Below are 12,643 nucleotides of genomic sequence, written 5' to 3'. Positions count from 1 at the left end.
CCCTTGCAATCCGATTCCTTCAAACGCCCCATCGTCGCGATCACGCTTGGCGACCCCACCGGCGTCGGGCCGGAGATCACGGCTAAGTCGCTTGCCGATCCAAAGCTGCAACAAGCCGCTCGGTTCGTCGTGATTGGATCGCCACAAGCTTTGCGACTCGCCTGCCACGTCACCCGCGTCGACTTGGATATCCAAATCGTCGACTCTCCCGAATCGATTCCCCTCACACCCTGCCAATCTTCGCCCCAGCAAGTTTATTGCATCCCTGCGGGGCCCGATGATTGGGGACACCATATCGAACCATCCATTCAAGCTCAGGGGGGCCAAGCTGCCTACGACGCGCTGGTGCGCGCTACCGATCTCGCCCTCGCTGGCCGAGTCGATGCCGTCGTCACATCCCCGCTTCAAAAGAAGTCGCTCCAATTGGCGGGCCACGACTGGCCAGGACACACCGAACTGCTGGCCTATCTGTGCAATGTGACGGATCATGCGATGATGCTTTACCTTCCTCCTGGACCTCCCAAACATGGCGGACCAGCGGGGTTAGGCGTGGTGCACGTGACGCTCCACATGGCGCTTCGGGACGTGTTCGAACACATCACTGAAAACAATATCATCGAAAAGATCCAGCTGGCACACCGCGTCTTCGCTCGTATCCGACGCTCATTGGCCCTCGATGGTCATCCCAAGATCGCCGTCACCGCGCTCAATCCCCACGCAGGTGAATCTGGTCGATTCGGGGATGAAGAATGGCGCATCATCGCTCCAGCAACCGCGAAAGCGGCAGCTTCCGGTTTCAACGTCTCAGGCCCCTATCCCGTTGACACCCTTATGCCGAAAGCAGCCGAGGGTGAGTTCGATGCCGTCGTTGCAATGTATCACGACCAAGGTCACATCGCCCTCAAACTACTCGATATGTTCGACGCCGTGAACATCACGCTCGGCCTCCCCATTGTTCGAACCAGTGTCGCTCACGGAACGGCTCATGACATCGCGTGGAGAAATATTGCGAAGGCGACGGGGATGTCCCAAGCTATCCTGACCGCTGTTCGACTTTGCGGCGTGGCGAACGAAGAGGTCACCCGATGAACACGGACGAAACACTGTTAGGTCGACACTGGTTTCTCGATTTATCCGGTTGCCAAAACATACCGGATACGCCTGCACAATTAGAGCAGATCGTTTGCGAAGCAGTGCTACTATCCGGAGCCACCATCGTCCAGCGTTGCTTCCATGCGTTCTCGCCCTTCGGATTGACCGGGGTCGTTATCATCGCCGAATCACACGTCGCCATTCATACCTGGCCGGAACATCGAGCGGTTTGTATCGATTACTTTTCCTGCTCGGATCGGATCGATGTACAGCGTTCCTTCGATTACTTGATCCGTGCTTTTCAACCCACGAGCACGAAGCGTTCTACATCGGAACGCCGCATCACTACCGATCCCACACAAGACAATTTCCAGATCAAACACTGAGCAAGACGGGCACATCCTCCCCAATGCTCCATGCTTTGAAGTCATCAGGATTGCGATACACGCGTCTGTAAACGGTATCCCGTTCGACAGGCTCGCGCCCTGCCTCAACGATCAATTGCTTGATCTGCTCCACGCTCAAAATCTCCGGTGTCGTCGCCCCCGCGTCGTGATAGATCAGTTCATGTCGGACCGTTCCATCGATATCGTCGGCGCCGTAAGCCAATGCGGTTTGGGCCGTACCGATACCAAGCATGATCCAATACGCTTTGATGTGAGGAACGTTGTCTAGCATCAACCGCGATACCGCCATTGTCCGAAGATCCATCAACGCGGAAGGCTTCTTCAAGTGCGAAAGCTTGGTGTTCTCCGGATGGAACGCCAGCGGTATGAATGTTTGGAAACCTCCGGTCTTATCCTGCAACCCTCGCAACTTCAACAGATGATCGATGCGGTGATAGGCCTGCTCCACATGCCCATAGAGCATTGTGCAATTCGTCTTCAACCCGATTTCATGCGCAGATTGATGAATTTCCAACCACTTATGTGTGTTCGCTTTGTGCTCGCAAATCTGATCCCGAACCTCGGGATGAAATATCTCCGCTCCACCACCTGGCATGCTTCCTAGCCCTGCCTCGCGCAAATCCTCAAGGATGGCTTTGGAGCTCATCTTGGTCAGGAACTCAAACCAATTGATCTCTACCGCGGTCCACCCTTTCAAATGAATCTGCGGATAGACTCGGTGCAAGTTTTCGATTATCCCTCGGTACCAATCGTATCCCCGTTGATGGTGAAGCCCTCCCACAATGTGCATTTCGGTGCAGCCGTTTTCGACTGCCTCTTGCCCTCGAGCGAGAATCTGCTCATCGCTCATCACATATCCCTTTGGATCCCGCAAGTCCGAGCGGAAAGCGCAAAACCGACAGCGATAAACACAAACGTTGGTAGGGTTTAAGTGAGTATTGATGTTGTAATACCCAACGTTTCCATTGATCCGCTCCCGAACGTAATTGGCCAATTCACCGACGGCCTGCAGCGGTGTCTCTGGAGACGAAAGGAATAAGCCATCCTCCATCGTCAGCCTTCCGCCTTGCTCCACTTTATCGCGAACAACTCGCAATCGGTCTTGTATCTCAGGTGCTACCATTGGTTCATCACTCCTTCATCGGTACTAGTCTCGCAAAACCTCGACTACCACCAAACGTCCACCGTACCGACAACTAAAAAGATAACGCTTATCACAGCATTCAACTGAAAGAATGCCAAGTTCATTTTTTCGAGAGATTGTTCGGAGACCGATCGGTGTTCGATGGCGAGCAATACTCCAACCAAGCCGACTGCGGAACCGAAAACCCATCCCAAGCCTAACGAGGGAAAAACCCAGGGCATCGAGATGGACATTATCCACATGAACGCATGACAAAGCTTCGCGATTCGAAGAGCATTTGCTATCCCCAACTTGGCCGGAATGCTGTGCAAACCAGCGTCCCTATCGAACGCGTAATCTTGGCAAGCATAGATAATGTCGAATCCCGCGACCCAAAACGAAACGATACCCCCGAGCCATATCACAGGCATTAAATCGCTCGGAACTCGATCGATAATCTGACCACGAATGGCGAGCCACGCGCATACAGGGGCGAGCATCAATGCGCAACCGAGCCAAAAGTGTGCGAACCGAGTAAACCGTTTGGTCAGGCTATAGCCAGCCAGAAACAGCAGCACCGGCAACGCCAAAAGCAGCGGCCAACGGTTGGGAAGAAAGAGTGCACAGGACGCAACGAAAGCAACCGCGCACAACACACAAAAAGCTGCGACCCCCTGACGGCTCAAAACACCTCTCGGGAGATGCCGCGTCGCAGTTCGAGGATTCTCTGCGTCAATGCGGTGATCGAGCAACCTGTTAATTCCCATCGCAAAGCTTCGCGCGGATACCATGCAAAGCAGTACGCCGATCAAATCCTGAATGCGAAAAGGGACATAGCCTCCTCCGGCCACCTCAGGGATAGGCGTAAGATACGACCAAGCCGTCGCGAGCATGGCAAACGGTAAGGCGAAGATAGTATGGCTGAAACGTACCATCTCCAAATAGTTCTTGACCTGTTGGTAGATCCCCTGCGATGCGGGTGCGGTCGTGGAAGTCAGCATGGAGTACCCCACCGACGTATCAAATCGTGTTGGATTTGAAGATGGTCCAATATTCGTGCGACGACAAAATCAATCAGATCGACAACCGATTGCACACCGTGGTACCAACCGGGCATCGCAGGTAGTACTACCGCGCCCGCTTGAGCGGCTCGATGCATATTCTCAAGCTGAAACACCGACAACGGGGTTTCACGATTGACCAAAATCAACTTTCGATGCTCTTTCAAATGAACATCAGCGGCGCGCACCACCAAATTCTGGCTAGTCGCATGAACGATTCCGGAAAGAGTCGAGCCCGAGCAAGGACAAACGACCATGCCTCTCGTTAAGAAAGAGCCGCTCGCTATTGGCACCATGAAGTCGTGGTGATGGAACACCGTTACAAGCTTTTTACCTGCCTCCACGGCCGCAGGAGTCGGCTTCGCCCATTTATCGTCCCCCCATGCGTAGCTCAATAGTGCGGACAAATCGCGATCCGTACCACCGATCTGCAACCCAAGCTCCTGGCGCACGACCTCCGCACCGGATGGACTGACCACGGCGTGAACTGGAATGCCTGACGAAACAAGCGTCTGAAGCAACCGGGCGGCGTAGACCGCTCCGCTCGCACCTGTGATTGCAAGAACTAAAGGGGCAGACTGCACGTTGCTCATCGTTAACCCTTTGTCCCTAAATAGAGCGTTACGACACCCAAGGTCATCGGTGTGAGTCGAATATCAACCAGGCCAGCTTCTCGCATCAAACTCGCGAGGGCTTCGCCACATGGAAACTGCTGAACGCTTTGAGGGAGATACTCATACGCCGACTTGTCATTGCTCGCGAGCGCTTGTCCAACGCGTGGCAACACCTTCAAGAAGTAGGTGTTGTAAATCTGCTTGAGACCGGGCGCGGTCGGCTTGGAAAACTCGAGGACAGCCACCTTTCCGCCCTTCTTCGTAACGCGGACCATCTCTCTCAAACCTCGCATGGTATCGGAAACGTTTCGCAGCCCGAACGCGACCGTGACGCATTGAAAGGTATTGTCGTCGAAAGGTAGCGACTGCGTATCCGCTTCGATGAACCGTAGATTCGCACCTTCGGGAACAACTCTCGCCTGTTTGACCCTCGCTATATCGAGCATCTCGGCACAAAAGTCGGATCCGATGACCTCGGTATCCGGCCCTAATTCTTTGGATAGGGCCAGCGCCAAATCTCCAGTGCCGGTACAAACGTCGAGTACTGGAGCGCCCGGGGACAGACGGAGCAGCCTCAGCGTCTTGCTCCTCCAGCGTTTGTCGATGTTGAGGGAGAGGAGGTGGTTGAGCCGATCGTATCGGGGAGCGATTTGGGCAAACATCGCACGAACCCGGTCGCCCGACTTATCCACGACCTGCGTCATGATGATCCTCACACGTTTAGCGTTGCCTTGAAGACTCGTGTTGGTCGCCCAGAAATTGGCAGTCCAACAATCCGATTCGAGATAACCGCACCGACAGCCCGGGTTGTAACTGCCGTCAGTACGGTTTGCTCGCCAAAACCAAAGGAGTGCTGGGATCTAGAACTTCAGTCCGAAAAGCTCGCCACCGTTATTCTTGCCGGTGCCGCCTTTAAGCGGTCCGTCGAACTTTTTGACCGCAGGAGCTCGGCGCACGTCTTCGATTTCGGGCTCCGGTGTTTTCCCGCCCGATTCCTTCTCCGGTTTCGCTTGGGTTGCACGCAAAGAAAGAGCGATCCGTTGTGTGTCGGGCTCGACGGTCAAGACCTTCACCTCGACCTCTTGTCCTTCTTGCAAAACCTGCGAGACGCTTGCGACGCGTCGATGGGCCAATTCGGAAATGTGAATCAATCCTTCGATACCCGTTGCCAACTTCACAAATGCACCGAAGTTCGCGAGGCGAGACACAGCACCGCGGACGACCGACCCGGGAGGGAATCGCGTTTCTACGTCATTCCAAGGGTTATCTTGAGCCGATCGATAGGAGAGGCCAATCTTGCCGGTAACGGGATCGATTTTGTCGATCCGAACTTTGATTTGATCTCCTTCCTTTACCACTTCACTCGGATGCTTGATCTTTTCCCAGGAGAGCTGGGTGACGTGGATCAACCCATCCAGCCCGCCGATATCGACGAAGGCCCCGAACTCCAGTACTTTGCGAACGGTTCCATCGCAATGATCGCCGACTTGAATTGTGGCAAGGCGTTCTTTCCGTTTGGCTTCTTTATCCCGTTCCAAAACAGCCCGGTGGCTCAGTACCAGATTGCCTCGTCGAGGATTCGCTTCGGTGATCACGCAAAGGAGCTTTTGTCCGACGAAATCCGCCGCGCTCTCGACGCGGAACTCGGAGAGCTGGCTCATGGGGATAAAGCCTCGGACATTTCCAACCTTGCACTCCACTCCGCCGGTGTTGGCCGATTCCACTTTGGCCTCCACCACACCACCTTCGGTCAGATCATCCCAATCGTTGACCGAGATCGTTTCGCCCGGCATCGATAGTTCGTAGAGCCCCTCTTCGTTATTGAAGGAACGAATCAAGACGTCGACGGGCTGACCTTCCACAGGGGGCTCGTCGAATTGTAGTAAATTCACGACCCCTTGGTCCGGGCCGCCAAGGCTGACGAAGACGTTGGCGTTATGGACTTTCAGAACTTTGCCAGGGTGCCGCGAACCATCTTCTAATCGCCGCCCGACTTGAACGGTTTTGTCACCGATCATGAGTTGATCCAGATTCGCTCCACTCAGCGCATCTTCCAACGCGGCGTCTTCGTCCGAAAAACGAACGCGAGCGCTGGGAACCGGGACCTTGGGAGCAATCGGAGCCGATTGATCTTTGTTTGATTTGTAACGCGGTGCAGCCGCCTCCGCATCGATTGCTTCGGGAGGAAGTTCGGACGGGAGAGACTCTGACTCGGCTTTGGGAGTGGAACCAGGAGTCGAAGCAACGTCTCGTTTTGGCCCTCTCTTTTCTGCTCGCGATGGTGCAGCCCCCTGTCGCGGTGGTGCAGCCCCCTGCTGGTTCTCCCTCAATCGGCGAATCGCATCCAAATTGATGGGGCCACCTGCAGCGGGGGCCGGCCGATCCGGGGAAGAAGCAGCCTGCGAGGCCTGGGAAGAAGACGCATCCTGAACAGGTTCTGGAAGAGAGTTCGCGTCGCTCATAATCGGGGGGGTTAGAGATCGTTGATTTCAATGAAGTAGTGGGAGTAGTTTAGCAGCGAGCTCGTTATGTGCCCAGGTGCTGCATCAACAGTCGCAGGGGACTGTTTTTTTGGTATCTTGATCCCCCTAGGCTGTTCTCACTGCAAGAGTCGGCTATTCTTTGCATTCGCAGCCCAGTCCCGCAACCGCTACCAGGCCATCTGAAATCTCCATGTTCGATTTGCCGATCGCTGTCGTACTTCTAGGACAAGAAGTTGTACCTGCCGACCTCGTCATCGTTGGTCTACTGATCGTCTTGGAGGGTCTCCTCTCGATCGATAATGCGCTCGTTTTGGGGATGCTAGCCAAACGCCTCCCCAAACACATGCGGGCTCGCGCACTGTCCTATGGCCTCATCGGTGCATTCGTATTCCGCGTTATTGCGATTCTGACCGCTGGCTTCCTTTTGAAATACACGTTTGTCAAGTTTCTCGGGGGAGCCTACCTCGTTTTCATCGCGGTAAAGCACCTTTTTCTCGAGCAATCCGACGGCGGTGAAGAGAAGATGGTCCTGGATGAAGACGGGAACCCGAGATTGGTGGATGCCCAGACTGGCGAGAGCCTGGATATCAATCGCGAAAATATTGAAATCGAGCAGCGAGTTCCAGTTGCAGCAGCCTTGGTCACACAGGACGGCGTGGATCCCTACGGAACGACATACCCCGTTTCGGCAGCTTGCGATGTCAATAAGCACTCGATGGGGCTGTTTTGGAAGACGGTGCTGGTCATTGAACTGACCGATATCGCGTTCGCGGTCGACTCGATCTTGGCCGCCATGGCGCTCGCAGGTTCTCGACAAGAAAAACTCTGGGTGGTGATCACCGGCGGGGTCCTCGGTGTCGTGCTGATGCGGTTTGCTGCAGCCTTGTTCGTCAGGTTGCTCGAACGCTTCCCTCGATTCGAAATCTCGGCCTATTTGCTGGTCAGTATTATCGGCATTAAGCTGCTTGCGGACTGGGCGTTTAACAGCAATTGGAGTTTTGAAGGGGCTACATGGTTAGGCAGCTGGCAACCTTGGTTTGCATCGCTCGAAGAATCTCGCATCGAGCTGGTGCATGCCTACGAGAGCTGGTTGATCGGTAGCTGGCCTCTGGGAATGTCGGAGCATGCGGAAGGGCCCATCAAGGCAGCGCCAAAGCTTCTCGATTTCCATGATTTCCGGAGGCCGGAATGCTCTGGCTTTTGGATCGTGATGCTTTCCTGTTTCTTCGTCGGCTTCTTGCCGAAACCCAACGGATCCAACCAAAACGCTTCGTAAACGGCAGGGTTCGGGTCGCGAATCGCCACAAATCGTATCAACCTACTTCGTTTCGTCGATCTGTGGAACGAGTGCATCAGGCAAGCGATCTGGAGCAAATGGACTTTGTGCCGGCGCCAAGGACTCGCGCGTGATCTGCGTCAAAACCCCAAATGGCAATGTCACCGCATAGAACAGAGCGAACAACGCGAACGTAAACAGTGGTACTGCGAGAATGCAGAGGAGCACTCGCAATGCCGTCCCATCGCTTTGAATGATGGCCAGCCTTAGCAGCATCATCAGTACCGCGATCGCCGCGATGCTCACCAACAATGTGCGAAGGGAAATGCGATCCGACATGCAGCGGTCTCCTTGTGTTCATGAAATCCCGGGATTTCTAATTCGGCTTCGTATTGTACTGTATCCAGATCGAGATGGCAGAACCGACTTGAGTGGGACCGGTCAGCCCTCATTCGATTGACGAACCAACTATTTCGAGTTGGCAAAAACTTGCAAAATCGTGAAACTGATGCGACGAATCGAAGCGACACGACAAGCGAGGGCTCGGTGAAAATACTACTCAGCGAAGATCGAATCCACGCAGGTGTGGATCGTTTGGCCAAGGAACTGAACGCGTTCTATGGCGAGTCTCCTTTAACGGTCGTATCGATCATGACCGGGAGTATCGTAATGCTCGCCGATCTCATCCGGCGGCTAGAGATGCCGGTGCGAATCAGTCTCATCCAGGCCAGCTCTTACCGCGGGGGAACTCGATCGGGAGAGCTTGTCGTGCAAGATCACATGATGCTCGATATTCGAGATCGGGACGTCCTGCTTTTGGACGACATTTTCGACACAGGCAAAACACTTTTCGAAGTTTCGAATCGGCTTCGCCAGATGGGACCAACGAGCTTGAAAACAGCGGTTTTCTTGAACAAGCTCGGACAGAGCACCGTCCCAATACACCCCGACTACGTGGTCTTCGAAATCCCCAACGAGTTCGTCGTGGGGTACGGATTGGACTATCGGGACCTTTATCGCAATCTACCGTTTGTCGGGGTCCTAGAAGAATCCGACCTTGCAAGGCATGTCACCAATTGAACCAACGCGTCAACGAGCAGACTGAGCGAAACCTCGTCGTGATTGCGCGTCGATATTGGCCGTATTGCGATGACGCGTCATTGCGACTGATGCATTGGCTCGATCAATTGCAAAGCGAAGGGATTCGTAGCACGGTTCTTACTTCACGCTGGCACCCGAGTTGGCCTGACGAATTCGAATTGCGGGGAGTCCGAATTCACCGTTTGCAACCGGCAGCGAATACCAACTGGAACGAATCTCACTTCCAACGAAACGTGCTCCAATGGCTGCATGCCAATCTGGATCGCGTGGGATGGATCTATGTCGATCGCATCGACACCCTCGCCTCCGTCCTGCTTTCGAAGAGCAATCGATTGGATCGCCCGATCCTGGCGCGAGCTGGATTATCAGATTCCAATGTTGGATTGGCTCCATCGGTCCGGTCTCCTTTGCCTATGCAAATCGATATCGCACACCGAGCCAAAACCGTGATCGTACCCTCGGCGTCGGTCCATCGCTTGATGATCCAACATGGAGTAGCTTCCCAGTCCATGGTCAGGATCGATGATTTCATCCCCATCCCAACGGTTCGCACCCCCGACATCCGAAAATCCACTCTACACGCGTTGGCAAAGATCAACAGCGACTTTCTATTGCCCGACTCAACACCGCTAGTACTTCATCTAGGACATTGCCAGATGGCGACTCTGCAGTCGACGCTCCAAGCCATGTGCGATCTCTTGGATTCCGGCGCTATGTTCCGGACATGGATTATCAATCCGGGGCTCCCCTACGATCAACTGTACGAATTCATACGGGACCGCGGATGGCACCGTGAACTCCTTCTCTTCGACAGCTTCGACGATGTCGAATCGCTCCTCCAAGTTGCCGATTTGATCTGGGTCAGCAATCCCGAAGAAGCCATTCAGTTCACCCTGCCCGCAACCATTTCGTCTGGAATTCCCTGCCTTATTCGAGAGCACCCCGATCTCGAACCCCTCTTCGGTCCAGGGATCCACGCGTGCGTTTATGATTCCCCAACGAGCTTAGCTCTGCAACTCCATCGTTGGTACGCCCAACCTCGAGCCCTCGCACGCTCCGTTGAGACGCTTCAAGCCGAACTCCATTCGCGTCATCCAACCAAGCAATGGATGAAACAGTGGAAGATGGTCTTGGAAAGCAGCCAAGGAACACATGGTTATGAAAACTAAAATTGCACTCGTGATCCCAACGCTCGATCAAGGTGGAGCAGAAAAGCAGCTATGCCTCCTCGCCGATGGATTGCCCAAGGAGCATTTTGAAGTCCATGTTGTTGTCCTGACCCACACGGGCCCTCGCGAAAGCTGGCTCAGGGAGCGGAACATACCGTTGCACTTTATCAATAAGCGGGGAAAAATCGATCCGTTTGCGTGGTGGAGACTTTACCGTCTATTCCGCTCCCTGGGCCCCGATCTTGTCCACACATGGATCTTTGCCGCGAACGCTTATGGAAGGAGCGCCGCGTGGCTAGCAAAAGTTCCTATCGTTGCGGGATCGGAACGATCCGTGGATCCATGGAAATCGGAATGGCAGTTTTGGATCGATCGATTTTTAGCAAAGCGCGCTCCACGGATCACCACGAATAGTAGCGGTGTTGTCCAGTTCTATGCGGACAAGGGAATCCCACAGGAATGTTTCTTCGTCATCCCCAATGCCGCAGTTGCTGGCCCCACATCCGAGGCGACAAAAGAAGTGGTCGCTCAGCGATTGGGAGTTCCTGCCGACCTGAAGTGGATTGTCTCAGTCGGTCGGCTCTGGCACCAGAAAGGTTACAAAGACCTGATTTGGGGAGCGGAAATGCTTCGAATGCTTCGGGAAGACACGTGCTACTTGATTATCGGTGAAGGTCCGGAACGGAGCCGTTTGGAACTATACCGAGACAACATCCGAGCGGGCTCTCAAGTCTATTTGCTCGGCGAACGAACCGATGTCCCTGAGATCATGCAACATGCCGACGTTCTCTGGAACGGTAGTTTGTACGAGGGACAGTCGAATGTGATCTTGGAAGCGCAACGAGGAGGCATTCCTGTCATCGCGACCGATATCCCAGGAAACCGCGATCTTGTTCACGATCGAGAAACAGGCCTCCTCTTTAAACCCGGTGATGTCGACCGACTAACTCGCCTCACCAATGAACTCTTTCGCGATTCCGATCTGCGCGATCGAATCATTCAGAATGCCAGACGTCGAATCGAACTGGAACATAGCTGTGAAGCCATGGTCCAACGGCACGTCGAACTCTATCGAAATTGGTTGCAAAGGAAATGATAAACCAACCCATGATTGAAGCACTCGCAGGCTCGTTGAAAGTGACGCTCCCCGTTTCTAAAAACTTGCTGCCTTGGAGCCATGGTCGAGCTGCGTCGCGCAACGACTATTCGTCTATGATCCAGGAGCAATTGGAGAATCCAATTGATTTTCCATCGTTGATGCTAGCGGTGATCCCAGATGACCGAATTGCGATTGCTCTCGAGGAAGGTGTTCCCGACGGAATCGCTATTGCATGCGAATTGATTCGATATCTTCTACAACACGGATGTGATTCTGACCGAGTTTGTTGGGTCCTAGGGACTACTTCTCCCTCGATCGTTGACGCGGCGAGAGATGCGATGGCCGCTCATGGAATCGACGGCATCCGACTCGTAGCACACGATCCCCAGGATCAAGAGAACCACGCGTATATCGCAGCGAGCGAGTCCGCCGATCCCATTTATGTCCAACGCGAATTGATCGACGCCGACGTTGTCCTTCCAATTTACTGCATTCGAACCGCTGAATGCCCATACTCGAGCGACCTCTTTGGTATCTCTCCCTCGTTCACCGATGCAGCCACGCAGCAGCGTTGGGGATTGGCGTGGCTAGACGACAACACCACCCGTCTCCACCAGCATGAGAAACTGAGTCGCGAAGCCGGATGGTTGGCCGGGGTTCAATTTGCACTCGCTGTCGTTCCATCTGTCGATGGTAAAGTCGCCGAGATCCTCGCGGGAAAACCCGAATCCGTCTTTCGCAAAGGCATTGAACAACTTAGCTCGCTCCCCGAGGAAACCTACGACCTCGTGATAGGAATTGTCGATGGTGCTCCCCAGCAACAGACTTGGCTCTCTGTCGCGAGAGCCGCAGTTCTCGCTGACAACATCTGCCAAACGGACGGCAAAGTGGTTGTTTGCTGCGATGTTCGCAAAGCGACTCCAGGCATCCGCGACCTGCGATCCGATTCACCTGCAGAACAAGCTAACAAGAGATTGCTGCGTTCGCACGCCGAAGACGCATTCCCTGCCGCGGTGCTTCGATCTATCTGCGTTGATCGCAGTGTCTATTTGATGTCGTCCCTCTCTTCTGCCGAAACCGAATCACTTGGATTCGCTTTCGTCGATGGCCTCCATTCTCTCGAACATCTCATCGAACAGTCCCATCGCGTCTGCGTGATTCGCGGCGCTCAGTACTAAATGCCCGATGAAGGGCCTGAGATTAAGCAGTCGGGACAAA

General features: G+C 54.2%; 13 protein-coding genes. 7 read left to right on the top strand and 6 right to left on the bottom strand.

Features of this window, described 5'->3' with window-relative positions:
* Positions 1 to 3 precede the first annotated feature (3 nt).
* Positions 4 to 1,089, top strand: coding sequence for a 4-hydroxythreonine-4-phosphate dehydrogenase PdxA (pdxA, locus tag SH467x_RS17265; protein ID WP_482368345.1), 1,086 nt, complete (start codon positions 4 to 6; stop codon positions 1,087 to 1,089).
* Positions 1,086 to 1,478, top strand: coding sequence for an adenosylmethionine decarboxylase (gene speD / locus SH467x_RS17260; protein ID WP_482368344.1), 393 nt, complete (start codon positions 1,086 to 1,088; stop codon positions 1,476 to 1,478). The genes pdxA and speD overlap by 4 nt, the downstream gene beginning before the upstream one ends.
* Here the strand turns inward: speD and mqnE are convergent.
* From mqnE to SH467x_RS17235, 5 genes are all read right to left on the bottom strand, one after another.
* Positions 1,468 to 2,622, bottom strand: coding sequence for an aminofutalosine synthase MqnE (mqnE, locus tag SH467x_RS17255; RefSeq protein ID WP_482368343.1), 1,155 nt, complete (start codon positions 2,620 to 2,622; stop codon positions 1,468 to 1,470). The genes speD and mqnE overlap by 11 nt on opposite strands.
* Positions 2,623 to 2,666: 44 nt before the next feature.
* On the bottom strand, positions 2,667 to 3,623 hold the full coding sequence (locus SH467x_RS17250) for a UbiA-like polyprenyltransferase (protein ID WP_482368342.1): 957 nt from the start codon (positions 3,621 to 3,623) through the stop codon (positions 2,667 to 2,669).
* The gene (locus tag SH467x_RS17245) at positions 3,617 to 4,276 is read right to left on the bottom strand and encodes a UbiX family flavin prenyltransferase (RefSeq protein ID WP_482368341.1); all 660 of its coding nucleotides are present in this window, start codon (positions 4,274 to 4,276) and stop codon (positions 3,617 to 3,619) included. The genes SH467x_RS17250 and SH467x_RS17245 overlap by 7 nt, the downstream gene beginning before the upstream one ends.
* Before the next feature lie 2 nt (positions 4,277 to 4,278).
* Entirely contained in the window at positions 4,279 to 5,001 is a 723-nt protein-coding gene (ubiE, locus tag SH467x_RS17240) for a bifunctional demethylmenaquinone methyltransferase/2-methoxy-6-polyprenyl-1,4-benzoquinol methylase UbiE (RefSeq protein WP_482368340.1), read from the bottom strand.
* Between the two features lie 156 nt (positions 5,002 to 5,157).
* Positions 5,158 to 6,759, bottom strand: coding sequence for a 30S ribosomal protein S1 (locus tag SH467x_RS17235; RefSeq protein WP_482368339.1), 1,602 nt, complete (start codon positions 6,757 to 6,759; stop codon positions 5,158 to 5,160).
* 211 nt (positions 6,760 to 6,970) lie between these two features.
* Here SH467x_RS17235 and SH467x_RS17230 point away from each other — a divergent pair, with 211 nt between their 5' ends.
* Complete coding sequence (locus SH467x_RS17230; protein ID WP_482368338.1) at positions 6,971 to 8,056, top strand: TerC family protein; 1,086 nt, start codon at positions 6,971 to 6,973, stop codon at positions 8,054 to 8,056.
* A 42-nt stretch (positions 8,057 to 8,098) separates the two neighbouring features.
* Here the strand turns inward: SH467x_RS17230 and SH467x_RS17225 are convergent, their stop codons facing one another.
* Positions 8,099 to 8,395 (bottom strand): hypothetical protein, encoded by a 297-nt coding sequence (locus tag SH467x_RS17225; RefSeq protein WP_482368337.1) that lies wholly within the window; start codon positions 8,393 to 8,395, stop codon positions 8,099 to 8,101.
* Between the two features lie 207 nt (positions 8,396 to 8,602).
* Between SH467x_RS17225 and hpt the strand changes: the two genes are divergently transcribed.
* The 4 genes from hpt to SH467x_RS17205 are packed head-to-tail and all read left to right on the top strand — an operon-like array spanning position 8,603 to position 12,603.
* Positions 8,603 to 9,136, top strand: coding sequence for a hypoxanthine phosphoribosyltransferase (hpt, locus tag SH467x_RS17220; protein ID WP_482368336.1), 534 nt, complete (start codon positions 8,603 to 8,605; stop codon positions 9,134 to 9,136).
* Complete coding sequence (locus SH467x_RS17215) at positions 9,133 to 10,326, top strand: glycosyltransferase family protein (protein ID WP_482368335.1); 1,194 nt, start codon at positions 9,133 to 9,135, stop codon at positions 10,324 to 10,326. Before hpt ends, SH467x_RS17215 begins: the two co-directional genes overlap by 4 nt.
* A complete protein-coding gene (locus tag SH467x_RS17210) occupies positions 10,316 to 11,422 on the top strand; it encodes a glycosyltransferase (protein ID WP_482368334.1) in 1,107 nt (368 codons plus the stop codon). The genes SH467x_RS17215 and SH467x_RS17210 overlap by 11 nt, the downstream gene beginning before the upstream one ends.
* Positions 11,423 to 11,433: 11 nt before the next feature.
* A complete protein-coding gene (locus SH467x_RS17205; RefSeq protein WP_482368333.1) occupies positions 11,434 to 12,603 on the top strand; it encodes a lactate racemase domain-containing protein in 1,170 nt (389 codons plus the stop codon).
* Positions 12,604 to 12,643: the final 40 nt, after the last annotated feature.

Source organism: Brakhagea slesvicensis, from assembly GCF_052161625.1.
Lineage (GTDB): Bacteria > Planctomycetota > Planctomycetia > Pirellulales > Pirellulaceae > JBKCUI01.
This window is presented reverse-complemented; position numbering and strand designations above follow the sequence as displayed.

What these genes read in the sequence shown, in the direction of transcription:
- speD (WP_482368344.1), top strand. Translation starts at nt 1,086, where the DNA reads ATGAACACGGACGAAACACTGTTAGGTCGACACTGGTTTCTCGATTTA.
- mqnE (WP_482368343.1), bottom strand. Translation starts at nt 2,622, where the DNA reads ATGGTAGCACCTGAGATACAAGACCGATTGCGAGTTGTTCGCGATAAA.
- SH467x_RS17250 (WP_482368342.1), bottom strand. Translation starts at nt 3,623, where the DNA reads ATGCTGACTTCCACGACCGCACCCGCATCGCAGGGGATCTACCAACAG.
- SH467x_RS17245 (WP_482368341.1), bottom strand. Translation starts at nt 4,276, where the DNA reads ATGAGCAACGTGCAGTCTGCCCCTTTAGTTCTTGCAATCACAGGTGCG.
- ubiE (WP_482368340.1), bottom strand. Translation starts at nt 5,001, where the DNA reads ATGACGCAGGTCGTGGATAAGTCGGGCGACCGGGTTCGTGCGATGTTT.
- SH467x_RS17235 (WP_482368339.1), bottom strand. Translation starts at nt 6,759, where the DNA reads ATGAGCGACGCGAACTCTCTTCCAGAACCTGTTCAGGATGCGTCTTCT.
- SH467x_RS17230 (WP_482368338.1), top strand. Translation starts at nt 6,971, where the DNA reads ATGTTCGATTTGCCGATCGCTGTCGTACTTCTAGGACAAGAAGTTGTA.
- SH467x_RS17225 (WP_482368337.1), bottom strand. Translation starts at nt 8,395, where the DNA reads ATGTCGGATCGCATTTCCCTTCGCACATTGTTGGTGAGCATCGCGGCG.
- SH467x_RS17210 (WP_482368334.1), top strand. Translation starts at nt 10,316, where the DNA reads ATGAAAACTAAAATTGCACTCGTGATCCCAACGCTCGATCAAGGTGGA.
- SH467x_RS17205 (WP_482368333.1), top strand. Translation starts at nt 11,434, where the DNA reads ATGATTGAAGCACTCGCAGGCTCGTTGAAAGTGACGCTCCCCGTTTCT.